This is a genomic window from Levilactobacillus zymae, assembly GCF_032190635.1.
Classification (GTDB): Bacteria; Bacillota; Bacilli; order Lactobacillales; family Lactobacillaceae; genus Levilactobacillus; species Levilactobacillus zymae_A.
On sequence record NZ_JAVLAS010000001.1, the window covers coordinates 1,601,040 to 1,623,853 of the forward strand.

Genomic DNA, 22,814 nt, shown 5'->3' on the forward strand with positions numbered 1-22,814 from the left:
ATGAATAGTAAATTCCAGGAATTAATGACCAACTTAGATACTTTGGGTTTAGCCAAGATGCATGCGTACTTACCAAACTTTCTTGATCAAATCAACGAGCAAGAACTCTCATTTACAGAGGCTATGCTTAAGCTCACTGACGTGGAGCTTGAATGGCAAGAACAACGTCAAGTTCAACGAATAGTTGAACGAGCAAGGTTCCCCCAGAATAAATCTTTGAGAACTTTTGACTTCTCATTTCAGCCCAGTATTAATCAGCAGAAAATAAAGAGTTTTAGCGACTTAGCGTTCTTGGAGAAACAAGAAAACTTAGTCTTTATCGGTAGTCCGGGCGTCGGTAAGACGCATCTAGCCATTGGAATAGGCATGGCGGCCTGTCAGCAAGGAAAACGAACCCTATTTATCAACTGTCATGACCTCTTACTAAGGCTGCATACGGCTTACGAGAAGGGCGCCCTAGACCGTTGTATTAACCGTTATGCACGATATGACTTATTGATTATCGACGAGATCGGCTATTTACCAGTAGAACATGACGAAGCCAACCTTCTTTTTCAGTTAATTAATGCGCGATATGAACGACACTCAACGATAATTACTAGCAATAGCGAGCTTTCAACATGGGTCGAGATTTTCAAGAATCCAACAGTCACCGCTGCCATTCTAGACCGCTTAGTTCATCATTCCCATATCATCAAGATAACTGGAAAATCATACCGCCTAAAAGCAACAAACTAACCGCCAAAAACCTACATTTTTAAACCGCCATTTTCCAACATTTCTACGCCGCTATTGACACCTAAAGGGCGTGGCGCAGTTTCCGATGGCCAAGATACTAATTTAACGGTATCTCCAACCCGTTTCATTACAAAAGATGCTAAAACATTGGTCATCTATTTTTCTCATAGTGGAAATACTGAATACCAAGCCCGAATTGCACAGGCTGTCCTTCACGCAGATAGTTATGAATTAGTGGTCAAAACACCTTATCCTACAGACTATGAGGCTACGGTCAGTCGAGCAAATCAAGAACAAGCGGGGGCTTTACCTCACTTACGCGTTGAGGATTTACCGGACTTCACACAATATGATCTCGTACTATTCGGGAGTCCGATTTGGTGTATGACGCTGGCTAACCCCATGCAAACATTTCTGAAACAATTTGGCCAACAAATGGGCGGCAAAAAGGTCGCGGAATTTACAACGCATGCGGGATATGGTGCCGGCACGGCGCAACAAGTCTTACAGAAGCTGACGCCAGTTTCTACAACTATTTTATCTGACTATACGGTAAAAGATACTGAGATTGAAAAAACAACGACTCAGTTTAAGACATGGCTTCACCAGACGGAGGAGAAATAACAATGAAAAATGTATTGATTTTAGCTGCGAATGGTCAAATCGCTCGGATTGTTGAACAACGAATTCTTAATGAACCAAAATTTGATCAAATCAACTTAACTCTATTCTTACGTGATGCGTCCCGGTTAGCTCAATACACGGATAATCCACGTGTAACATTAATTGAAGGCGATATTACCGATCCACAGTCGATAAGCACGGCCATGGAAAATCAGGACCTGGTTTTTGTAGGAGTCGTCGATCATGATCCTCAAAACCGGATTACTAATAACGTTATTCAGGGTATGCAGGCAAAGCATGTCCAGCGCGTTATTTCTACAAATGTATTGGGGATTTATCAAGAAGTTGGTGGAGAGTTTGGTCGCTGGAATGCCGAAATGATTAGTCATGGAATGGAGCCTGCCGTTATCTCAGATCGCTTACTAGAAGGTTCAGGACTAGATTACACAACTCTTCGTTTACCATGGCTAAACGATCGAAATGAAATCAATTATCAAGTGACGGGTAAGAATGAGGCGTATATCGGTGTCTCTGGTTCGCGACAAAGTGTTGCAGACGTTATTTTACAGATTATCGCTGAGCCAACGAAATATAGCCGTACAAGCATTGGTATGGCTGATCCTAGCACTGAAGGAGAAACTCGCCCGGTTTATTAAAAGACTAAACGACGAATTATATTGGAGATTATTAATAGCGCTAAAAACTCATTTGGAAAGCGTTATTTATGAATACGCCTGAAAGGGGTGGACCTTTATGAATAAAAGAACACTAGGTAGTACCAGTCCACTGACTGTCGATGCCATTGGCCTGGGGTGCATGGGTATGAGTTTTGCCTATGGCGAACCAAAAACTGAAGCGGACATGATTCGGTTGTTACAACAAGCTGTAGAGTTAGGCGAAACAACCTTTGATACAGCAGAGGTCTACGGGCCTTTTACGAACGAACGCTTATTAGGAAAAGCCTTCAAGACCTATCATGATCGAGTTACGATTGCGACTAAGGGTGGAATCAAGATCGTTGATGGTAAGCAGGTAGTAGATGGTGATCCACGTGGCCTAGTAGCTTCGGTTGAAGGGTCCCTAGAACGATTACAGGTCGATGCTATCGACATGTATTACTTGCATCGGGTGGACCCTCAGGTACCAATTGAGGACGTGGCGGAGACCATGGGTCGCCTAATTAAGGCTGGAAAGATCAAGCACTGGGGGCTATCAGAAGCTGGTATTCAAACGATTCGAAAGGCCAATGCTATTCAGCCGTTAAATGCTGTTGAAAGTGAGTACTCACTTTGGACCCGAGAACCCGAAAAGGAACTGATTCCAACTTTAAAAGAACTCGGTATCGGGTTAGTTCCCTTTAGCCCGTTAGGAAAGGGCTTTTTAACGGGTAAGGTGGATCTGGATACGGAATTTACTCAAAACGATGGCCGCCGAAAATTGCCACGTTTTCAAAAGGATGCTCTAGCAGCCAACATGAAGCTAGTAAATTTATTGAAGCGAATCGCTAAAAGTAAACAAGCAACACCGGCCCAGATTGCGCTAGCTTGGCTACTAGCACAGCAACCCTGGATTGTGCCAATTCCTGGTACCACTAAGCTTTCACGACTACAGGAAAATCTGGGTGCAGAAAAAATCGTCTTTAACGCTGACGAACTAGCTAGTATTACAGAGGCTGCTGATCAAATTCAGATTATTGGCAATCGATATACCCCTGAATTAGCCAAGCGTGCTGGATTATAAAAAAATCAAAATAAGTTGTGAATTTCGCTTGCGTTGAAGTTAGCTCCAAGGTTTATTCTGTATTCATGTTGTTGAGCAGCTCCCAAAGTATTGAGCTTTAAACTTATTAAAATAATTTCGATAAGGTGCTTGCGTTGGAGTTCACTTCAAGGATTATGATTTATCACAGATAAGAGATATCACTAAAATATTTAACGAAATGGAGATTTAAAATTATGACGATGAAATTACAAGAAGTTGCTGTTGAAGATTTACCTAAAATTAACGATAACCCCTGGGGATTAGTTTACCAGGATGCCATTACCAAAAATGAACCTGGTAAAGTGAATATTCACCCAATCAGTTACAACTTAAATGGCTTGAAGATTGCTGCTAACGTCTATACACCAGCCGATTATGATCCAAAGAAAAAATACCCAGCTTTAACGGTCGCTCATCCAAACGGCGGGGTTAAGGAACAAGTTGCCGGTCTATTTGCACAGCGGCTAGCTGAACATGGGTATATTGCAATTGCCGCTGATGCTTCTTTCCAAGGTGCCTCTGAAGGATCACCCCGGATGGTCGATAATCCAGCATACCGGGTTGAAGATATTCACGGTATGGCGGATGCGTTATCACTGTTCCCTGGAGTTGATTATGATCGCATGGCTGCCTTTGGAATCTGCGGTGGTGGTGGCTACACATTACGTGCCGGACAAACCGATAAGCGGTTTAAAGTTGTTGCGACGTTATCCGCGTTTAATTCAGGTTTAGTTCGTCGGAATGGATTCATGGACTCCGAGGCCAACACAATCCAGGAACGACTGCAGAAGGCCTCTGAAGCCCGTGAAAAGGAAGTACGTGGTGAAGGTGTTGACTACACGGCCGACTTAAAGAAATTGACACCTGAAGAAGCCGCTAAACTGCCATACGATTTATATCGTGAAGGTTATGATTATTACGCCCAAACCCATGCTCACCCAAAGTCAACGTTTGTCTACACGCAAAGCAGCTTCATGAATTTAATGACTTTTGATGCTTCTGTCAACATGGATCTGATTAACGTGCCATTATTGATGATGGCGGGATCACAAGCTGATACATTCTACTTGACCGAAAAAGCCTATGCTAACGCAACTGGTACGACGGATAAGGAATTATTCTTAATTCCCGGCGCACACCACATTGAGACTTATTGGAAGCCAGAATATGTCGAACAAGAGCTCAACAAGCTGCTGGATTTCTTGAGTACCCGGCTCTAATTTCAAAAATAGCATCGTTTTCAAAGGGTCACGAGGACTAACTCCTTGGGGCCCTTTGTTTAAATAAACGCTGTGGAACTGGTTTTAAGACCCAAATAAATAAAATTGTCGGTACCTTAAATAGGAGTATGATAAACTATGAAAAAATTGTCCATCACCATAACAGCCTTGATTCTCATAGGGGTTGTTATCTTAATTGGTGGGGGTTATTCTAAAGCCAAAAGCTCGAGTGGCGGGAAAACAAGTATGAATCGCACTCATGCGGTTATAAACAAGAAACCAACGGGAAAATCCCGTCAATTAATTATGTACTTTACGCTTTCTGGAAATACTAAAAAGGCTGCGATGGCCCTGCAACGAGATACTGGAGCAGATATCATCCGAATTCGTCCCCGGAAAGCCTATCCTTCAACCTACGATGCAGCAGTCAAGGTTGCTAAAAAAGAGCTGGCAACCAACACCCATCCGGCAATGGCAAATAAGCTCCCGAATCTAGCTCAATACAAAACGATTTATATTGGATTTCCAACTTGGTGGCGACAACCACCAATGATTATTCATACGTTGTTTGACACGGCAAATTTCAAGCAAAAAGCGATTGTTCCTTTCACTACCAGTATGGCGTCACCAATTAGTAGCTCAATGCCATATTTACGGCAAATGACTAACAGAGATGGCGCCAAGCTGGCTAAGGGAATTCGGTATACGAATAACGATCATTTAAGGAAATTCTTGGTCAAGAATAAGCTAGTCAGAAAATAGAAATGAGAGGGTCAGTATGAACATTAATGGTGTCAGTAAAGAATTTAACGTTTCTAAAGATACTTTACGTTACTGGGAACGAATAGGGCTACTACCCGAAATTAAGCGTAATGCTAGTGGCTATCGGGACTACTCCGAACGAGATCTTAATTGGGTTTATTACATTCAGGTTTTACGAAACGGCGGTATGTCAATTGAGTCATTGATTGAATTCGTGAAATTATACCGTGAGGGCAATGCCTCTAACGACGTCCGAAAAAGTCTTTTAGTCGACCAACGTGACGCTATGCTGGAACAAATTGCCCAACTTCAAAAGACCGTAAATTATCTCCAATTTAAAATCGATCACTTCGAGGATCACACGTTAAACTATGAAAAAGAGAAATTAGCATTAGACGATAAGTGACGTCTAAGTACATTCTTGCGTTTTATTTTTCTTAAAAGTCACTAACGACTAAATAAAGATGTCCTTTCAATATTGGCATACAAGCCAATATTGAAAGGACATCTTTATTATTTCTAGGGCCTGTCTTAAAAGACTAATTTTGAGTATTCAGCGCCTCCGGGCCAGTCAGAAACGGGCTGGAACGGGGTGGGCACGGCTTCAAGCCCATAGCCCAGGTCTTGAAGACCGACCTTTGTCTAGGCCGGCAAAGGACACCGGCCAACACAAATTTCACCCCTGAGCCCACTTCTGACTGGCCCTCCAGCTTATACGAGTTATAACAATAAATAAACTGGATTCTTTTCAGTAAAGGGTAATGGATGATCACTTAAATCGGTGATCGAGTTTTAAGACAGACCCTAGAAACAGCAAGTAAATTTGTTAAATAAAGCGTTAGAAAGCTTAACCCATATAGAAGGTTCGCCAATTCCCAAGGTAGTCACAATACGAACTGAAAGTGAGCTATGGATTTTTCAACAATATCCTGTAAGAAGGATTACGGAGAGGGGACTTTAGTACTCAGAAGATAATAATTTATGTGAAATGACAAATAGAAAGGGTAAGTAGGCAGGTGGCAGGTACTAAAGAGGAAATATTTTAATTAATTATCTCAAAATCCGAATGTTAAAATATCATCACATTTATTCAATTCTTAGCAGTGAGCAGGGTAAATCAAAAAAGGAAATAAAGGTTATTTATAAAATAGGTATTCAATAAAAATGTCCCCGTGCTAGTAGAAAGGGTGATTCTAGAAATTTCATTACAAATTATCATAACTTTACTTTCCTTGAACAATAGTTATTCGATTAAACTTAGGTCAACTAGTCTTATTTAATAGTGTCTTTAAAATCCACATTTTAATGAAAGTAGTCGTCGAAAACTTTTCCCGGTCCCTTGAAGAAGTCAGCTCCTAGCTGGTAATCACTAGTGCCTAATAAATGGCTCATGACCACCAAGTTTAAACGAATATTTGGGACAGTCTTGTTGGTCACCAAATTCACTACAATCGTTGATTTAACAGCGTTTATAGCCAGTTTCAGTGGCAAAATCTGGTAACTTTCTACCATAATATATCATTTAACCAGAATAGCTACAGCTGACCATCAAACCAATTGAAATCACGTAGCTTAAGTGCTTCAACATGGTTCAACTCTGGCTGCAACACTGGTTTTATTCACGACAACCGACTTACTAATTTTAGCCTGATTGGCGGTTGCGTGAACCGCTAATGCTGCGACAACCATCAATGTTCTTAACGCCGGCAGCAGCTAATGAATTCATATTTACCGTGACTGCTGAGGCAACAGCTCGTAAATCCCGTCAGCACGGTGTTTAGCTCAGTTGACATCACAGACGTTGATTCTGACGACACGTTCACATCTTAGATGGGTAGTTCTGCGTCTAAATGCGCTCAGCAACGCCTGTAATTTTGTGGTTTATCTGAATTTAACGACCACGTGGCTTCGGTCGGTGAGTTGATCTTGCGACCAGGTTTGTCCCACACATCTTGCGCCATAGAACCCGAAACTTGTCCGGACATGGCTCACAGTTGCAACCAAAAATAATTACGGCTGAGATGACCAGAAAAAGCAACTGAATGGATGCCAAGCAAAAAAGACATACATGGTACCAAGAGGGCTGGCCCTAAATCCGACCGAAAATAACTTTCTTTTACTACTTTACATAATATATATTATCAAAAGTAGTAAATTTACACCGCTGGCACTCCCAAAGCTTGTCTGATTTCAATTAGCCACCATTTTCATCGCCGTCATCATGCCGAGTTCAACTTACAGCTCATTTCAAACAAAAAATCCGTGGCCAGTTTTCTCACTGACTCACGGATTTTAACTGAACGTTTAAAGTTGGTTCCAATCCAATTCCTCTAAAATGCGCCTGGTAATTGGCGTTAACTTGGCTGGTAACTGCTGCCACTCAAAATAACGCACGTCACTGGTCTCATTACTGGTTTTGGTGGCTCCGGTCACTTGCAACCGATATACCGTGGTCACCGAATCAATCTGATCACCGTTGGGATATTGATACTGCATCTGCGACCCACTAATCACACCTAACAGCCGCGGTTGTTGACCACGGAGACCAGTTTCTTCGTGAAGTTCTCGTATGGCGGTCGTGACCAAGCTTTCGTTGAGCTCTTTAGAACCCGCTGGCAGGCCCCAAAGCCCGTTATCTCGGCGTTTTACCAGCAATAGGTGTTCCGCTTGCGTGACCATGGCTGCCGCGCCAACGACGATCAGCGGCCGTGGTCCAACCATTTGTCGCAAGTCTAAAACGTAACCCATCCACATCACCATCCTTAAAGTCCAGTGTAGCAGACTTTAGGACCAATTTTGCCGAATAAAGGCTTCGCGGCCGCCCATTTCCTCGATCTGGTAGCGTAAGGGGTTGCGGCGATAAAAATCCTGGTGCTCATCTTCGGCCGGATAAAACGGCTGGGCCGCTTCAATCTGGGTCACGATGGGCGCGTCAAATTGGCCACTGGCGGCCAATTGGGCTTTAGAGGCTTCCGCCACTTGCCGTTGAGCCGGGCCATTAACGTAGATCACGGGCCGGTAACTGTCCCCCCGATCCTGGAATTGCCCGCTGGCATCGGTAGGATCGGTCTGACGCCAATAGATATCGACGAGCTGAGCATAGCTGATGATTTGGGGGTCAAAAGTAATCTTAACGGCCTCCGTATGGCCCGTGGTATGGGAAGCGACTTGGGCGTACGTGGGATTAACCGTGTGACCACCCGTATAACCAGCCACGACCGCCTTGATACCGGGTTGAGTGTCGAACGGCTTCACCATACACCAGAAACAGCCGCCGGCAAAAATTGCCGTTTCCACCGTTGCTTTAGTCATGCTGAGCACCCCCTTGGGATGTAAACAGCTGGTTAAAATCGCCGTATCCCGCGGCCGTTAATTGACTGGCCGGAATAAACTTAAGGGCTGCTGAATTAATGCAGTACCGCAATCCGCCACGTTCTGCAGGACCGTCGTTGAAGACGTGCCCCAAGTGGGAGTTGGCGTCCCGACTGGTGACCTCTTGACGAACCATGCCAAACGAGTGATCCGTGTGCTCCACTACGCTTTGCGGGTCGATGGGTTGACTAAAGGCCGGCCACCCACACCCGGAATCGTATTTATCCGTGGAACTAAAGAGCGGTTGGCCACTCACCACGTCCACGTAGATACCAGGTTCAAAAAATTGGTCGTACTTCCCGGTAAACGCCGGTTCAGTCGCCGCGTGTTGGGTAACCGCATATTCTTCGGTGGTTAACCGCTGCTTTAAGGCTTCCGTCGGTGTTGGTTGATCTGATTGCGTCATAAAAATCCCTCCTAATCAATTGCGCACAACTAATTAGTGCTACTCTTAGTGTACAAGCTTTTGGTCAAATAGCAACTATTTGACCCGCTAAATTTTCCCAGAAAAAAACGCTCGACCCTAGAGTCAAGCGTTCCCATTATGAGTTAATCCGATTCCCCAGCTGGGGTGTGATACCGTTCTTCAACCCCTAAGATATCGACCTTCTGAATTCCCACGGACCGGTCACGGTAGTACATGACACTGTCCTTTGACGGATTGTGATTCAACCCCATCGCGTGGCCTAATTCGTGTTCGGCTACGTGCTCTTGGTCCGCGCGAGAATAGTCAAAAGCGTTCATCAATTCTGGATTCAACGTGCTAATCACGGCAATCAGGTCATTGTGTTCGGCCCAGTACTGGGTAACCCCAACGTTGTCCCCCATCTCGGCAGCCTGACGCCGTGAATCCGTGTCCAAATCAATCTGGGCGTTGCGCTTGGTGCCCGGTTCGAATTTAAACGCCCCGGTCTTGTTCCACGCTCGAATCGCGTCTTGCCAGATGTCGCGGTAATAGGTGGACTTGGTGGTGATCACGTAAGTGGCATGATCGTGAGCAAACCGTTGCGCGCCAAACGGCGTAACGGACGCGGCAGCGACGTTGGTCACGCCAGTACCACCAAATAAACCTAACGACACAATAAAGATAATCAAGGTCCGTACCCAAGTTATCTTGCGCATGATAACTCCCTCTTTCACTCAAGGGGTTCTCCTGCGGCTACCATCACCCCACATTGTAGCAGGATTTAACTCGCCGTTAAGTTGAAACCGCTTTCGCGAAAGCAAACGGAAATGTCATGCACACAACTAAAACTGTTGATTATTTTAGTCAACGAAAATAAAAATGTTGACAGATTTAATCAACACTTGTAAACTCAGGAGCATTGGGAGTGATCAGTATGGATTTAACGAAATTAACCCTAGCGGACTTACAACGTGGGTGGACGCTGGTAGAACAACGGCCCTCGTGCTTGTATTGCGAGTTGACCTGGCCAGCCGGTACCGCGGCGACCACGATTCAGCAGCATTTGGCAACGGCACACGGCGGGGCCTTAACGGCGCTCATCGACACCGATAGCCGCTATAACACCCTGACGGCCAAGCAACGTGACCTACTAAAGGCCTTTGCCACGGGAATTAAAGACCGTGAACTCGCGGAGCAGACCGGGGTGAGTGCGGCGACCATTCGGCACCAAAAATTCACCTTTCGAGAAAAGGCGAAGCAAGCCAAGCTCTATCTGGCGACCTATCAGGCCGTTTTTGCCCAAACCGATCCCCACGAACGACTCTTGGACGTGCCCCAACACCCGCAGGATCCCGATGACCGCTGGCTCATCACCGAAGATGAGTCCGCTAAAATACTACAACGCTACTTTGATTTTACCCACGACCCGTTACAGCTCAAACGTTGGCCCAAGAAACAAAAGGCCGTCATCGTCATCTTGACCCGCATTATCGATGAAATTCCGGCCCATCAACAATTTACCGAACCCCAGATCAACGCCTACCTACGGCCAATTTACTTTGACTACCCCATGGTGCGGCGTTTCCTGATTGAATACCACTTTTTACAGCGAACCCCGGATGGGACCGCTTATTGGCGGACCATCCCCACTCGAAAGGATTGACCACAATGCCCGAATTACAGTTAACGCGCTTGCCGCGAAAACAAAAACGCCTACTGACCACCTTAGCGCGCGTCACCAGCACCATCCCCGACGGCCAACGCTTCACCGAATCCCAAATCAACGACCATCTACGCCCAATTTATGCCGATTACGCATTGCTACGGCGCCTACTCATTGACTATCATTTCTTAGCACGCACACCAGACGGTACGGCTTATTGGCGCTTGGCTCCAGAAAGGACCGCTTAACTATGAACGATCAACAAAAACAACGACTACGCGCGGCGTATAAGTTTGCGCCCACCTATTACGGCGTGATCCAGATTGAAAATACCCGTAACCACAAGATCTTTATCGATACCGTGGCGAACCTGCATAACCGGTGGGGGTATTACCAATTGAATTTGAATCAAAATTTCTACCACGGCACACCGTTACAAACCGATTGGTTAAAAGACGGTGCGGCAGCCTTTACCTATACGGTTCTATGGAAGGCCGATGCCGCCGACGTGGTCAATATGCGCCAGACGCTCAAAACCTTGCAGGATAAATGGTTACGGAAATTGACCCCCTTCGACGACCGGGGCTATAACCACCGCCCCTTACGCTGGGCGTACGACAACCAAGATTAGGAGACCCCCATGACAACCTTAAATACCAACTTTACCCCGATCGACATGGCCACCTGGCCGCGCCGGGAATACTTCTACTATTTTACTAAGATGGCGCCCATGGGCTTTACCGTGACGGTGACCTTAGACATTACCGCCACGCTGGCTTGGAGTCGGACCCACCACGTGAAGTTCAACGCCGTTTACCTCTATCTAATTAGTCGCTTATTAACGCGGCATCCCGAGTTTCGGGTGGTCCGTGAGTCTCAAACTCAGCAGCTGGTGATCTACGACGTGTTACATCCCTCGTATACCGTGATCCACCCCGACCACACGATCTCTAACCTGTGGACGGCCTACGATCCGCTCTTTACCACCTTTTATCAAAACTATCTGACCGACCTGGACCAGTACGGCGACGTTGCCGGTCCCATGCCCAAGGCCCCCCAGTCGGCTAATCTGTTTACCATTGGTAGCCTGCCTTGGTTGGACTTTACCAGTTACACCCCATTGCCCTTTACCCCTTTGACCACCTACACGCCGGTCTTCCAGGCCGGGAAGTTTACCACTTCAAACGACCAGACGACCTTGCCGCTATCCTTGACCGTCCACCACGCGGTTAGCGATGGCTATCAGGCCAGTGCCCTGTTAAATGAGCTGCAGGCCATGTGTCAGCAGCCCGCAACCTATCTAGGCTAGCTCAGGCGCCGTTTCCTATGAGAAACGGCGCTTTTGGGTCTATCGGAGAGTCAGTCATCATCTGACCATTGCTTTTGACCGCATTTTGGCGGTAAGGTGAAGGTATCGGTGTTTGAGACGGAACACCCACTACGCTTAAAAAAGAAGGAATCTGTGATGAAAGAACAAGCCATTGCCATTACCCGCGATCAATTAACCCTTCGGGGGACGTTAACCCGCCCAGACGCCCCGACCGATCGCCTCGCCATCTTGATGCACGGGTTCACGTCGAACCGGGGGATGACACCGGATCAGCTACTTTACCAACTCAGTAACCAGCTCGTTGCCCACCAGATTGCCACGTTACGGTTCGACTTTAACGGTCACGGACAAAGCGACGGGCGCTTTCAGGACATGACCGTGGTTAACGAGATTGCCGACGCGGAGGCGATCCTCCGGTATGCTCGCCACTTACCGACCAGCCATCACCTTTATTTAATGGGCCATTCACAGGGGGGCGTCGTCGCCAGCATGTTGGCCGGGCTTTATCCCGAAGACGTCCAACACGTGGTATTAATGGCCCCGGCGGCCACCTTAAAGACCGATGCGCAACGGGGCGTCCTGCAGGGCGTCACCTACGACCCCCACCACGTGCCGGACACGGTGCCAATTACGCTAGGGGAACACCTGGCCGTGGGGGGCGCCTATATTCGTTCGGCCCAGGTTCTCCCCATCTACGAAGTGGCGCAACGTTACACCGGTCCCGTGACCCTGCTGCACGGTGACCAGGACCAGGTAGTGGCCTTACAAGCTTCTGAGCACTACCGCGACGTTTACCCCAACGCCACCTTACACGTTTTACCGGGGGCCGATCACGGCTTCCACGGTGCCGCTCGCCAAATGGTGATCGACCTAGCCGTCCAAGCCGTGATGGCTGAAAAATAGGTGGAACGCTAAACCGCCGCTTCCCGAGAACAGGAAGCGGCGGTTTTTCAATAGCATGAACGATGCAATTTAGTCACTAACCACGACAAACGACTTGATGGCCTCACGCTGAGCCATGGCTTGGTAGGCGGCGTCGATCTGATCCAACGAGAAGCTCTTGGTGAAGACCTTCCCGGGATTGATTTGACCATCTAAAACGGCCTTAAGTAAGCGTTGCTTATCGTAGGTCGTCACGGAAGCGGGCCCGCCGGCTAAACTAAAGTTGTGGTAGAACGGAGCGGTCACGTCCATCTTGGTGGTGTGTGGTAAGCCGACCCGGCCAATCACGGCTCCCGGACGGCCAACCTGCATCGCCGTTTCGGTCGACAGTTCCGTGCCGACACATTCGAGCACGGCATCGGCCCCGGCACCGTTGGTCAGCGCCATGATCTGCTTGACCGCGTCGTCACCTCTGTCGGCCACGTTAGCGGTCGCGCCAAATTCCTTGGCCAAAGCTTGCCGATCGGCGTGCCGACTGGTAGAGATGATTTGCTTAGCGCCCAACATCTTGGCAGCAATGATGGCACACTGACCCACGGCACCGTCACCCAAGACGACCACCGTGTCTCCGGCCTTGACGTGCGCGACCCGCGCGGCGTGGTAACCGGTGGCCATGACGTCGGCAAGGGTCAGCAAAGACTTTAACATGCCTTCGCTGTAATCGCTAGGCTGCCCCGGCACCTTGACTAAGGCCCATTGACCGTGTTGGAACCGCACGTATTCGGCTTGATTCCCGTTACTGAAGTTATCCGTGTGGGATTGGCACACGCCATCGAAGCCCGCGAGACAGGCCGGACAGTGGCCACAGCCGTGGGTGAACGGGGCGATGACGAAGTCGCCGGGTTTGACCGTGGTGATGGCGTCACCGACCGCATCCACGATCCCGATCGATTCGTGACCGGAGTTTTCGGAATCGGCGGCCTTGTCGTCTAATCCCCGGTAGGCCCAGAGGTCGGACCCACAGACACAGGCCCGCACCACGCGAATAATCACGTCGTCGGGTTGTTGGATCGTGGGTTTTTCGATCTCGTTGACTACCATTTGACCGGCTTTAGCAAAAACTGCTGCTTTCATAGAAAAAATCCTCCCTTTAGGTTGATTAACTCAATTATAAGGACTCGGGGTCCTCACCGGTAAATGCCCTTTAAGCATATTGGTATGCTAAATGAACATACCAGCTACCGTTTAATTATAGCCGACTAATAGTTAAAAGTCCGTGAAAAGGCCTTCATTCCCGGTCGGCGCATTCATCGGCACCCGAGAACGCCCAGGATGACTAATTTCCCGTGAAGTCGCCTAACGGGCGTATACTAAGGTTAATTTATGGGGGAGGAATCTTAAATGCAACTAAAACTCACGTTAGCTGGCCTGGGGCTGCTTGGCGGACTACTCGGTCTCACCGTTAGTGCCGTCCCCACGGCCGTCCAAGCAGCGACCTGGCGCACCGGGACGCCCACGAAGGCCCGGGGCACGTGGCGCTACCGGCAGGGTAAAAAGCACTACACCGTCCGCATCAAGAAGACCGGCTTACGCTTCGTGAACAACGGCCACACGGGGACTCAGGGGCGCTCCGCCCGGTACCGCTATCTGGGCGATCACACCTACCTGGTCAAGGAGCGTACCGCGCACACCAAGAAGTTCCGTCAGACGACCTTCAAACTCAAGGGCGGCGCACTCTACGTCCTGGGCCGAAAATACCAGCGGGTGGCGCATTAACTGTGATGAGAGTGGGACAAAAGGCGTTCAGCGGAACTAGCTGCCTTTGGGCGCACGTTTCGACACCAAATATTCGGAGACGAAGACGAAAAGGAGTCTGAGACTTTTGTCCCGGACCCTTTTGTTTTTACCCTGTGCGTCACCGGCTAGAAGTGCTACAGTAATGGCAGATCTCCGATAGAAAGAAGTCCTGTTCACATGTCATTGGTAACGCCCCTGGGACAACGCTTGACCTACGTTCACGACGGCCTGACGCTCCCCGTTTACCGGCACGGACCGGTTACGGGAGAAGCGGTCTTACTCCTCCACGGCTTCCCCGAAACGGCAGCCAGCTGGAACGCCGTGGTGACGCGGCTCACCGCAGCCGGGTATCAGACCTGGGTTCCCGTCATGCGCGGGTATGCGGCCACCGCGACCCCGGCGGGCCGGCAAGCCTACACCACGACTCATCTGGTGGGCGACCTGACCGCCCTAATCACTCACTTTCATCTCGCCCGCGTCCACGTGGTGGGTCACGACTGGGGCGGCTTTTTGGCGTGGAAACTCGCTCAGTTAGTTCCCGCTAAGCTCCGTTCCCTAACCATCCTTGCCACGCCCCATCCGTTAGCACTGGTCTGGGCGTACCGGCATTCGACCCAGCTGCTGAACAGTGCCTATATCGGCGCCTTTCAAGTACCCCGGATGGGCGACTGGTTAGCTTACCGGTTATTGCCGCACCAGCTCCGGTCTTCCGGGTTAAGCGCGACCGCCACCACCGCGTTACTGGCCGCCTTTCCTACCGCCGCGAGTTTGCGCGGTCCCGTGAACTGGTACCGCGGGATGCTGGTGCCCCATCAACCGACGGTCCCTGATCCGTTGATCCATGTGCCAACCACCTACGTTTGGGGTCGCCACGATCCGTTCTTGGGTGCGGCCGCGGCCCAGAAAACCGCCGCGTTCGTGACGGCCGACTACCGGTTCGTGGTTCTGAACAGCGCCCACTGGTTACCGGAGGAACGCCCAGTGGCGACCAGTGCGGCCATCCTAGAACGTTTACAGCGGGCCTAAGCCCAAAAAGAGTCCCCCCGACGACTAGTCATTAGCCGTTAGGGGGACTCTTTTGAGTCAATCAGTCGTCGCAAGGGACGATCAACTCGTTAATTGGTGGCCTGGCGCTGAAAGAAATCGTGAATCTGTGCCAAAAACTGCCGTTCAAATGGGGCAGCGTAGTGCTGCTCACGCACGATTTTTCGAGCAGCGGTATTGGTCGCAACCTCCCCGTAAACAAAGTCGGCATCGCCCCGTGCATTACGGGGACGTTCGATTCGCGCCACCTGTCGGCCATCCCGGCGATCGACGGGCACGAAATAGTCGGCGCCGGCATGGTTGGCCACCAGATAGATCATTGTGGGCATGGCCCCAGCTCCTCCCTGCTTCTTCTGGCTGGGTCTCTAGTAGACCACATCCGCGAGCGTTAGGCGACCTGGACGCCACCGCCAGATTAGTGACTTTCATAACCAACGCCAAAAACGCCTACCAGACACAATGGTCTGATAGGCGTCGGATTAAACGTTAACGATTAACTTTTAGCCTTCGAAAGCGGCGGTCAATGGTGGGACCACTTGCTTCTTCCGGGAAACAACACCTGGTAAGCTAGCCCGGTTTTGCGCTAACTTCACGTTAAAGGCCTTTTCCACGGCAGCCCGAGTGGCATCGTCACCCACCACGATGAGTTCGGAGTCACTGGTCAAGACGTTGGTGGCCAAGGCGATGAACAGGTCGTAGCCCTTGTCGGCGTTTTCGGCAGCCATGGCCTTTTCTATGCCGGCTTGCCGGTCCAAGACGTCCTGTAAGTCAACCGTGTTGATTTGGTCGATCCGCACGCTCTTACCAGCCATGTCGAAGGACTTGGCATCGGCGTCGATCAATTCTTGGTCACTCTTAGCGGCCAAGTTAGTGCCGGCCTTTAACATCGCAATCCCGTAGCTTTGGACGTCGATGTCGGCGATTTCGGCTAATTCACGCACGGCTTCGCGGTCGACGTCGGTCGTGGTTGGCGACTTCAGGAGTAACGTATCCGAAATGATGGCGGATAACATCAAGCCCGCCAACTTCGCTGGGATTTCGATCTTAGCTTCGTTGAACATTTCCACTAAGATCGTGCTGCAGCAGCCCACGGGTTCGGCCCGGTAGTATAACGGGGCAGCCGTTTCGAAGTTACCAATCTTGTGGTGATCGACGACGGCGTCAACAGTGACTTGGTCGCGGTCGGCAACACTTTGTTGGGCTTCGTTGTGGTCGACCAACATCACGTGGTCGGTTTCGTTAGCCACCGTCTTGACAACCCGGGGAGCCGGTTCATCAAAGTGGTTTAACACGTAGTTAGTTTCCATGTTCGGATCGCCCAAGGCAACGGCTTCAACGTCTAAGCCCTTTTGGCTTTGGTAGTAAGCAAACGCCTTAGCCGCCACAATGGCGTCGGTGTCCGGGTTTTGGTGACCAAAAATCAATACTTTACTCATGGATAAAAACTCCTTTAACGAGATAGTTTGAATGGTGCTTAGTTGTTACGCAATTGTTTAAGCCGCGAGATATAGTCATCGGTATGCAAGTACCGGTCGAACTGGGCCAAAAAATGGCTAATTCGCGGGATCTCCGCCTTACCCTTGCGGAAGACAAAGGCTAAATCAAAGCGGATGTTGGGATCAAAATGGGCCGTCCAGGTTGTTGGTAAGGCCTCTTGACCGATCATGAAAGAATTTGGGAGCGCCGTGGAAGCCAGGGTCTGCATCGAAAATTGCAACAACTGGGTTGGCGTGGTGAAGTTCGCCACACTCTTCGGAAAGTCGGCCAGCTGATTCTTATAGGCTTCGTGCAGCGTCTGGTTGAGGTAATACCCCTCCGGATACATGACCCAGGCTCCCGTCGTGGTGTCCTTAAACTTTACCCGGCGTTTCTTGGCCAACTGCTCATCGTGGTGGATGAACAGCAGGTCGTCGGAAATGATCTTCTTGGATTCGTAAGGCTTCCAATTCTTGATCGAATCGTCCGGCAGATACATGATGGCCAGGTCGATACGGTTGTTTTCCAGCTGCTCCCAAATCTCCTTACGCGTTAACATGTGAAAAGAAATCCGGATCCCTGGGTTATTCTGGTACGACCGAATGGCAAAGTCTTCAAAGACCGCATCTTCAATCGAAGCCAGGAGTCCGATGTTAATTTCTCCTTGCGTGGCACTCGTGGCCTGCTGGATCTCATCGGTGGCTTGGTTCAGAATCCCGTAAATCTTATGGGTTGCCGCCAGCATGGTGTACCCGGCATCTGACAACCGCAACTTCTTCCCAACGGAATAGAACAACGGTGCCCCCACCGTACGCTCAAGCTTCTTGATCTGCTGGGTCAATGCGGGTTGGGTGATCCCCAAAATCTGAGCGGCCTGCGTATAGTTCATGGTCTCAGCCAACTGTAAAAAATACGTTAAGGTCTTGGAAGAAAAGATACTTTCCTGTTTCGTCTTCATCGCGCTTACTCCTTATGACTGGGGTGCGAGGAACCTCGGCGCACTTATCAGTCTAATGGTTACCATTAATCATAATGATAGCCTGGATTTCGGGAAAGCGCAAATAATTCTGCTTATAAATACATTCATGAACACTTAATTCAGGACCAACTCCGTGGGTTTAACCCGCAACTGGACCGGAGTACCTTCCACGTCCGTGTCGACCACAAACGACCCGTTAGCGTAACGGCCACTGAGGGGATGCTCCGTCGGGATGACATCGTGCGTCCGTTCGCGACTGGTGATGATTTCCAGGGCGGGATTGCCACTCGGAATCGTGAGGAAGTCGACCACACGGTGTGGTTCGCGTTTTAACTCCCGGAGAATCAAGACCCCGCGGCGCGCTCGGCTGGTAACGGATAATTCCTTCATTGCCAGGCGCTTAAAGGCCCCTCGTTGGGTGACTAAGGCGATGGTATCGTTGTCGGTGACCAGCGCTAAGTTGACCACCTCATCGTCGTTGCGTAAGTCCATGGCCCGTACCCCGGTGGTCCGGGCGCCGTTGACCGAGACTTCGTCGATGGCGTAACGCAAGGCGTAGCCGTTCTTGGAAACTAGCAGGATGCCGCGTTGATCATCGGGATCGGCCAGGTAGGTGACCGCCACAACCCGCGCGTCTGGGTGCTTCAGCTTCTCGTAGACCGCGGCGCGCTTCTTGTAGGTCCGTCCCGGCGTGAGCGCGTCAAAGGCAGTCTGCTTGATGTACCCGTCACTGGTAGCGATTAAAAAGTGCCCGGTCTCTTTAAGACTCTTGAAGGCAAAGGTGCCCACGATTTCCTCGTCGGGTGCCAGGCCAATGGCTTGACTGATGTGTTCCCCGGTTTCCTTCCACTTCACGTCGGCAATCTCGTGAACCGGTCGGTAGATTAAGTTCCCCTGATTGGTAAACATCATCAGGTGATCGAGGGTACTGAGCTGTTCCATGAAGATCGGGTAATCCTCATCCTTTAAGCCGTTTTCGGCCGCATCCGAGGCCGTGTACGACCGGATGCTGGAGCGTTTCAGGTAACCGTCATGGCTGACCATGACGATGACCTCTTCGTCGGCGACCGTGACTTCCGTTTTGATCTTCAAGTCTTCAATCTGGTCTTCGATGGTGGTCCTGCGCGGATTCCGGTATTCCTTGGCCACGGCCTTTAACTCTTTACGCAACACGGCATTTAGGGTCTTAGGATCGGCCAAAATTTTGTGATCGGTTTCAATCGCCGCGGCGAGCTTCGCCGCTTCAGCTTCTAACTGGGTCACGTCGGTGTTGGTCAACCGGTACAATTGTAGGGCCACGATAGCGTCGGCCTGCTTTTCGGTAAAGTCGTAGGCCGCCGCCAGGTTATCGCGGGCGTCCTTACGGTTCTTCGACGCCCGAATGGTCTTGATGACCTGATCGAGGATCGATAACGCCTTGATCAACCCACTGACGATCTGTTGCCGGTCCAAGGCCTTCTGTAAGTCGTACTTGGTCCGCCGGGTGATCACGTGTTGCTGATGCTCCAGGTAGGCGGATAGAATGGCCTTGAGGCCCACGTGCTCGGGGCGTTGGTGGTTGATGGCCACCATGTTGAAGTTGTAGGTCACCTGCAACTCGGTGTTCTTAAACAGGTAGTTCAAGATTCCTTGGGCGTCGGCGTCGCGTTTGAGCTCGATGGCGATCCGTAACCCGTCGCGGTCGGTCTCGTCCCGGACTTCGGCCAAGCCTTCGACCTTTTTACCCAGGCGAATTTCGTCAATTTTCTTGACCAATTGGGCCTTGTTGACCTCGTAAGGGATCTCGGTGACGGTGATTTGACTCTTGTTCCCCCGGAGTGGTTCAATGGCCGTCTTGGAGCGGACCACGATGCGGCCGCGGCCGGTCTCGTAGGCCTTGACGATGCCATCTTTCCCCTGAATGATGCCGCCGGTCGGAAAATCGGGACCCTTCACGAATTCCATCAAATCGGCCAGTGTGGCCTTGGGGTGACTCAACAGGTAGACGCACGCGTCGATGGTTTCACCTAGGTTGTGCGGCGGAATCTCCGTGGCATAGCCGGCCGAGATCCCGGTCGAGCCATTGACCAACAGGTTGGGAAAGCGGGCCGGTAAGACGGTCGGTTCGTATTCCGTATCGTCAAAGTTTAAGACCATGTCGACGGTATCCTTATCGATATCGCGTAACATTTCTCCCGATAGCTTACTGAGACGGGCTTCGGTGTACCGCATTGCGGCCGCCGGGTCCCCGTCCATCGAGCCGTTGTTCCCGTGCATTTCCACTAAGGGTTCGCGGACCTTCCAGTCCTGACTCATGCGCGTCAGGGCCTCGTAGATCGAGCTGTCCCCGTGGGGGTGAAAATTCCCCATGACGTTTCCGACGGACTTAGCCGACTTACGGAACCCCTTATCGTAGGTGTTCCCATCCTTATTCATGGCGAACAGGATGCGACGCTGAACGGGCTTTAACCCGTCACGAATATCCGGTAAAGCCCGCTCTTGAATGATGGATTTGGAGTAGCGACCGAAGCGGTCACCCATGACCTCTTCCAACGTTAGTTCTTGAATCTTTTGTCCTTCACTCACGACTGATTGCTCCTTTCACCCTAGGATTGACCCTTAGTTTCGGCGCCCGTTAAGAAATCCTGGTCGTCGTCTTCTAAGGTAAATTGGACGTTATTTTCGATCCACTTGCGCCGTGGTTCGACCTTGTCGCCCATTAACGTGGTAACCCGCCGTTCGGCTAAGGCCGCATCGTCAATTTGCACGCGAATCAAGGTCCGGTTATCGGGATCCATGGTGGTTTCCCACAGCTGTTCGGCATCCATTTCCCCCAGCCCCTTGAACCGCTGCAGGTGGTAACCGTGATTGGCGATCTTCTTGGTTTTAGCGACCAGCTCGTCGTTGGTCCAGGCGTAGTCGATTGTGGCTTTCTTCCCCGTCCGTTGGATCCGGTACAGCGGTGGCAGGGCGATGTAGACCCGGCCGGCGTCGATCATCGGGCGCATGTACTTGTAAAAGAAGGTCAGTAACAGGATCTGAATGTGGGCCCCGTCGTCATCGGCATCGGTCATGATGATGATCTTGTCGTAGTTGGCGGCGTCGATGTCAAAGTCCGCGCCGACCCCGGCCCCAATGGTGTAGATCATGGTGCTGATTTCTTCGTTCTTCATGATGTCTGGTAACTTGGCCTTTTCGGTGTTTAAGACCTTCCCCCGTAACGGTAGGATGGCCTGGAACTTCCGGTTACGGCCTTGCTTGGCCGAGCCCCCGGCGGAATCCCCTTCGACTAAGAACAGTTCGTTCTTGGCTGCGTTCTTGGACTGCGCGGGGGTCAATTTCCCGGATAATAACCGTTCGTGCCGCTTATGCTTCTTACCGTTGCGGCTTTCGTCTCTGGCCTTGCGGGCGGCTTCTCTGGCTTGGCGGGCCTGCGTGGCCTTGCAGATCAACATTTTCCCGAAGTCGCCGTTTTCCATTAAGAAATAGGTTAGCTGTTCGGCCACGACCCCGTCCACGACGGTTCGCGCTTCCGGCGTGCCCAGCTTTTCCTTGGTCTGCCCCTCAAATTGTAAGAGGTTTTCGGGAATCCGTAGGGAGATAACGGCGGACAGCCCTTCTCTTAAGTCGGAGCCTTCCAGGTTCTTATCGCGATCCTTTAAGATGCCCACTTTGCGGGCGTATTCGTTAAAGGCCTTGGTCCAGCCACTGCGCATCCCCGCTTCGTGGGTTCCGCCGTCCTTGGTGCGAACGTTGTTGACGAACGATAACAGGTTTTCCGTGTAGCCGTCGTTGTATTGCGCGGCGACCTCGACTTCGATGCCGTCTTTTTTACCATCAAAATACAGGACGTCGCCTAACGTATCCTTATCTTCGTTGAGGTAACTGACGAATTCCTTGATGCCGTCTTCGAAGTGGTAGGCTTCTTCGCGTTCCTGGCCGGCCCGTTCGTCGGTCAGGGTGATCTTGACGCCCTTTAACAGGAAGGCCGATTCGCGCAACCGTTCCGCCAAGGTCCCAAAGTTGTAGACCGTGGTGGTGAAGATCTTGCTATCGGGTTTAAAGGTCAAAGTCGTCCCGTTATGGGCCCGCGTATTGCCTAATTTATTGAGCGTACCTTGGGGATGGCCCCCGTCGACAAATTTTTCTTGGTAACGCACGCCGTCCCGCACAATGGTGACGGTTAGGGCACTCGACAAGGCGTTGACCACGGAGGCGCCAACCCCGTGCAAACCACCGGAGGTCTTATAGCCGCCCTGGCCAAACTTCCCTCCCGCGTGCAGGACCGTTAAGATGACTTCAGGGGTCGGAATCCCGGAGGCGTGCATCCCCACGGGCATCCCCCGACCATGATCCACGACCGTGATGCTATTGTCGGCATGGATAGTCACGTTGATTTCTTTCCCGTAACCGGCCAAGGCTTCATCCACGGCATTATCGACAATTTCGTAGACCAAATGGTGCAGGCCCCGACTGTCGGTTGAACCGATGTACATACCCGGACGTTTACGAACAGCTTCCAACCCCTCCAAGACTTGAATGGAGGAGTCGTCATATTTTGGTTTTGCTTTCGCCATACGTAAATCTCCCTTTCATTTCCAAACTCTTTTTTAGCGTACTCCCAGTTTACCGCAACACGAACGTATGTTCAATGAAAGGGGTCAAAGCCCCGCCGGGAGTAGCCATAACCACATTATCATACCACAGCGACCGCTGAACTGCCTAGCAACTCTTAGATTATTGGCGTTCGAGATAAAACATGCTAAAATATAAATCAGCTT

Annotated in this window: 25 protein-coding genes; 14 read left to right on the forward strand and 11 right to left on the reverse strand. The window is 50.5% G+C overall.

The window, feature by feature from the left end:
* A complete protein-coding gene (gene istB, locus RI501_RS07420) occupies positions 1–738 on the forward strand; it encodes an IS21-like element helper ATPase IstB (protein WP_048734105.1) in 738 nt (245 codons plus the stop codon).
* 11 nt (positions 739–749) lie between these two features.
* Here the strand turns inward: istB and RI501_RS07425 are convergent, their stop codons facing one another.
* Positions 750–893: a hypothetical protein gene (locus RI501_RS07425; RefSeq protein WP_313821320.1), complete on the reverse strand. Its 144-nt coding sequence runs from the start codon at positions 891–893 to the stop codon at positions 750–752.
* Between RI501_RS07425 and RI501_RS07430 the strand changes: the two genes are divergently transcribed.
* The 6 genes from RI501_RS07430 to RI501_RS07455 all read left to right on the forward strand — a co-directional run bounded on the left by RI501_RS07430 (position 886) and on the right by RI501_RS07455 (position 5,511).
* Positions 886–1,362: a flavodoxin family protein gene (locus tag RI501_RS07430; protein ID WP_313821322.1), complete on the forward strand. Its 477-nt coding sequence runs from the start codon at positions 886–888 to the stop codon at positions 1,360–1,362. The two genes, RI501_RS07425 and RI501_RS07430, sit on opposite strands and share 8 nt — an antisense overlap.
* A gap of 2 nt (positions 1,363–1,364) precedes the next feature.
* Positions 1,365–2,018, forward strand: a complete 654-nt coding sequence (locus RI501_RS07435; RefSeq protein ID WP_313821324.1) for an NAD(P)H-binding protein — start codon at positions 1,365–1,367, stop codon at positions 2,016–2,018.
* A 97-nt stretch (positions 2,019–2,115) separates the two neighbouring features.
* Positions 2,116–3,102 (forward strand): aldo/keto reductase, encoded by a 987-nt coding sequence (locus RI501_RS07440; protein WP_313821326.1) that lies wholly within the window; start codon positions 2,116–2,118, stop codon positions 3,100–3,102.
* A gap of 215 nt (positions 3,103–3,317) precedes the next feature.
* Entirely contained in the window at positions 3,318–4,343 is a 1,026-nt protein-coding gene (locus RI501_RS07445) for an alpha/beta hydrolase (protein ID WP_313821328.1), read from the forward strand.
* A gap of 138 nt (positions 4,344–4,481) precedes the next feature.
* Positions 4,482–5,105 (forward strand): flavodoxin, encoded by a 624-nt coding sequence (locus RI501_RS07450; protein ID WP_313821330.1) that lies wholly within the window; start codon positions 4,482–4,484, stop codon positions 5,103–5,105.
* Positions 5,106–5,121: 16 nt separating this feature from the next.
* Positions 5,122–5,511: a MerR family transcriptional regulator gene (locus RI501_RS07455; protein WP_313821332.1), complete on the forward strand. Its 390-nt coding sequence runs from the start codon at positions 5,122–5,124 to the stop codon at positions 5,509–5,511.
* Positions 5,512–7,409: 1,898 nt separating this feature from the next.
* On the opposite strand, the gene RI501_RS07460 is transcribed toward RI501_RS07455, so the two are convergent.
* The 4 genes from RI501_RS07460 to RI501_RS07475 all read right to left on the reverse strand — a co-directional run bounded on the left by RI501_RS07460 (position 7,410) and on the right by RI501_RS07475 (position 9,599).
* Complete coding sequence (locus RI501_RS07460; protein WP_313821334.1) at positions 7,410–7,853, reverse strand: NUDIX hydrolase; 444 nt, start codon at positions 7,851–7,853, stop codon at positions 7,410–7,412.
* A gap of 36 nt (positions 7,854–7,889) precedes the next feature.
* A complete protein-coding gene (gene msrA, locus RI501_RS07465; RefSeq protein WP_313821336.1) occupies positions 7,890–8,417 on the reverse strand; it encodes a peptide-methionine (S)-S-oxide reductase MsrA in 528 nt (175 codons plus the stop codon).
* A complete protein-coding gene (msrB, locus tag RI501_RS07470; RefSeq protein WP_313821338.1) occupies positions 8,410–8,883 on the reverse strand; it encodes a peptide-methionine (R)-S-oxide reductase MsrB in 474 nt (157 codons plus the stop codon). Before msrB ends, msrA begins: the two co-directional genes overlap by 8 nt.
* A gap of 143 nt (positions 8,884–9,026) precedes the next feature.
* Positions 9,027–9,599 (reverse strand): matrixin family metalloprotease, encoded by a 573-nt coding sequence (locus RI501_RS07475; protein ID WP_313821341.1) that lies wholly within the window; start codon positions 9,597–9,599, stop codon positions 9,027–9,029.
* 218 nt (positions 9,600–9,817) lie between these two features.
* Here RI501_RS07475 and RI501_RS07480 point away from each other — a divergent pair, with 218 nt between their 5' ends.
* From RI501_RS07480 to RI501_RS07500, 5 genes are all read left to right on the forward strand, one after another.
* Positions 9,818–10,546 carry a DUF2087 domain-containing protein gene (locus tag RI501_RS07480; RefSeq protein ID WP_313821343.1) on the forward strand — a complete coding sequence of 243 codons (729 nt, stop codon included), beginning with the start codon at positions 9,818–9,820 and terminating at the stop codon, positions 10,544–10,546.
* Between the two features lie 5 nt (positions 10,547–10,551).
* Positions 10,552–10,794 carry a DUF2087 domain-containing protein gene (locus RI501_RS07485; protein ID WP_313821345.1) on the forward strand — a complete coding sequence of 81 codons (243 nt, stop codon included), beginning with the start codon at positions 10,552–10,554 and terminating at the stop codon, positions 10,792–10,794.
* A gap of 2 nt (positions 10,795–10,796) precedes the next feature.
* Positions 10,797–11,177, forward strand: a complete 381-nt coding sequence (locus RI501_RS07490) for a GIY-YIG nuclease family protein (protein WP_313821347.1) — start codon at positions 10,797–10,799, stop codon at positions 11,175–11,177.
* Between the two features lie 9 nt (positions 11,178–11,186).
* The gene (locus RI501_RS07495; protein ID WP_313821349.1) at positions 11,187–11,855 is read left to right on the forward strand and encodes a chloramphenicol acetyltransferase; all 669 of its coding nucleotides are present in this window, start codon (positions 11,187–11,189) and stop codon (positions 11,853–11,855) included.
* A 156-nt stretch (positions 11,856–12,011) separates the two neighbouring features.
* Positions 12,012–12,779 (forward strand): alpha/beta hydrolase, encoded by a 768-nt coding sequence (locus RI501_RS07500; protein WP_313821351.1) that lies wholly within the window; start codon positions 12,012–12,014, stop codon positions 12,777–12,779.
* Between the two features lie 69 nt (positions 12,780–12,848).
* Here RI501_RS07500 and RI501_RS07505 read toward each other — a convergent pair whose 3' ends face one another.
* Entirely contained in the window at positions 12,849–13,892 is a 1,044-nt protein-coding gene (locus RI501_RS07505; RefSeq protein ID WP_313821353.1) for a zinc-binding dehydrogenase, read from the reverse strand.
* Between the two features lie 267 nt (positions 13,893–14,159).
* Here RI501_RS07505 and RI501_RS07510 point away from each other — a divergent pair, with 267 nt between their 5' ends.
* Positions 14,160–14,534, forward strand: coding sequence for a hypothetical protein (locus tag RI501_RS07510; protein ID WP_313821355.1), 375 nt, complete (start codon positions 14,160–14,162; stop codon positions 14,532–14,534).
* 198 nt (positions 14,535–14,732) lie between these two features.
* Positions 14,733–15,581 carry an alpha/beta fold hydrolase gene (locus RI501_RS07515; protein ID WP_313821357.1) on the forward strand — a complete coding sequence of 283 codons (849 nt, stop codon included), beginning with the start codon at positions 14,733–14,735 and terminating at the stop codon, positions 15,579–15,581.
* 89 nt (positions 15,582–15,670) lie between these two features.
* On the opposite strand, the gene RI501_RS07520 is transcribed toward RI501_RS07515, so the two are convergent.
* From RI501_RS07520 to parE, 5 genes are all read right to left on the reverse strand, one after another.
* Positions 15,671–15,928, reverse strand: a complete 258-nt coding sequence (locus RI501_RS07520) for a hypothetical protein (RefSeq protein WP_313821358.1) — start codon at positions 15,926–15,928, stop codon at positions 15,671–15,673.
* 171 nt (positions 15,929–16,099) lie between these two features.
* Positions 16,100–17,035 (reverse strand): manganese-dependent inorganic pyrophosphatase, encoded by a 936-nt coding sequence (locus RI501_RS07525; protein WP_313821360.1) that lies wholly within the window; start codon positions 17,033–17,035, stop codon positions 16,100–16,102.
* Positions 17,036–17,073: 38 nt separating this feature from the next.
* Positions 17,074–18,033 (reverse strand): LysR family transcriptional regulator, encoded by a 960-nt coding sequence (locus RI501_RS07530; RefSeq protein ID WP_313821362.1) that lies wholly within the window; start codon positions 18,031–18,033, stop codon positions 17,074–17,076.
* Positions 18,034–18,168: 135 nt separating this feature from the next.
* Positions 18,169–20,619 (reverse strand): DNA topoisomerase IV subunit A, encoded by a 2,451-nt coding sequence (gene parC, locus RI501_RS07535; RefSeq protein ID WP_313821364.1) that lies wholly within the window; start codon positions 20,617–20,619, stop codon positions 18,169–18,171.
* Between the two features lie 20 nt (positions 20,620–20,639).
* Positions 20,640–22,610, reverse strand: coding sequence for a DNA topoisomerase IV subunit B (parE, locus tag RI501_RS07540; protein ID WP_313821366.1), 1,971 nt, complete (start codon positions 22,608–22,610; stop codon positions 20,640–20,642).
* Positions 22,611–22,814: the final 204 nt, after the last annotated feature.

Bases quoted from the DNA above. Each gene is read 5' to 3' on its own strand.
- RI501_RS07520 (WP_313821358.1), bottom strand. From the start codon at position 15,928: ATGCCCACAATGATCTATCTGGTGGCCAACCATGCCGGCGCCGACTAT.
- RI501_RS07425 (WP_313821320.1), bottom strand. From the start codon at position 893: ATGACCAATGTTTTAGCATCTTTTGTAATGAAACGGGTTGGAGATACC.
- RI501_RS07485 (WP_313821345.1), top strand. From the start codon at position 10,552: ATGCCCGAATTACAGTTAACGCGCTTGCCGCGAAAACAAAAACGCCTA.
- RI501_RS07445 (WP_313821328.1), top strand. From the start codon at position 3,318: ATGACGATGAAATTACAAGAAGTTGCTGTTGAAGATTTACCTAAAATT.
- RI501_RS07505 (WP_313821353.1), bottom strand. From the start codon at position 13,892: ATGAAAGCAGCAGTTTTTGCTAAAGCCGGTCAAATGGTAGTCAACGAG.
- msrB (WP_313821338.1), bottom strand. From the start codon at position 8,883: ATGACGCAATCAGATCAACCAACACCGACGGAAGCCTTAAAGCAGCGG.
- istB (WP_048734105.1), top strand. From the start codon at position 1: ATGAATAGTAAATTCCAGGAATTAATGACCAACTTAGATACTTTGGGT.
- RI501_RS07440 (WP_313821326.1), top strand. From the start codon at position 2,116: ATGAATAAAAGAACACTAGGTAGTACCAGTCCACTGACTGTCGATGCC.
- RI501_RS07490 (WP_313821347.1), top strand. From the start codon at position 10,797: ATGAACGATCAACAAAAACAACGACTACGCGCGGCGTATAAGTTTGCG.
- RI501_RS07495 (WP_313821349.1), top strand. From the start codon at position 11,187: ATGACAACCTTAAATACCAACTTTACCCCGATCGACATGGCCACCTGG.
- RI501_RS07475 (WP_313821341.1), bottom strand. From the start codon at position 9,599: ATGCGCAAGATAACTTGGGTACGGACCTTGATTATCTTTATTGTGTCG.
- parE (WP_313821366.1), bottom strand. From the start codon at position 22,610: ATGGCGAAAGCAAAACCAAAATATGACGACTCCTCCATTCAAGTCTTG.
- RI501_RS07530 (WP_313821362.1), bottom strand. From the start codon at position 18,033: ATGAAGACGAAACAGGAAAGTATCTTTTCTTCCAAGACCTTAACGTAT.
- RI501_RS07450 (WP_313821330.1), top strand. From the start codon at position 4,482: ATGAAAAAATTGTCCATCACCATAACAGCCTTGATTCTCATAGGGGTT.
- RI501_RS07435 (WP_313821324.1), top strand. From the start codon at position 1,365: ATGAAAAATGTATTGATTTTAGCTGCGAATGGTCAAATCGCTCGGATT.
- RI501_RS07480 (WP_313821343.1), top strand. From the start codon at position 9,818: ATGGATTTAACGAAATTAACCCTAGCGGACTTACAACGTGGGTGGACG.
- RI501_RS07515 (WP_313821357.1), top strand. From the start codon at position 14,733: ATGTCATTGGTAACGCCCCTGGGACAACGCTTGACCTACGTTCACGAC.
- RI501_RS07500 (WP_313821351.1), top strand. From the start codon at position 12,012: ATGAAAGAACAAGCCATTGCCATTACCCGCGATCAATTAACCCTTCGG.
- RI501_RS07510 (WP_313821355.1), top strand. From the start codon at position 14,160: ATGCAACTAAAACTCACGTTAGCTGGCCTGGGGCTGCTTGGCGGACTA.
- msrA (WP_313821336.1), bottom strand. From the start codon at position 8,417: ATGACTAAAGCAACGGTGGAAACGGCAATTTTTGCCGGCGGCTGTTTC.
- RI501_RS07460 (WP_313821334.1), bottom strand. From the start codon at position 7,853: ATGGGTTACGTTTTAGACTTGCGACAAATGGTTGGACCACGGCCGCTG.
- RI501_RS07455 (WP_313821332.1), top strand. From the start codon at position 5,122: ATGAACATTAATGGTGTCAGTAAAGAATTTAACGTTTCTAAAGATACT.
- RI501_RS07525 (WP_313821360.1), bottom strand. From the start codon at position 17,035: ATGAGTAAAGTATTGATTTTTGGTCACCAAAACCCGGACACCGACGCC.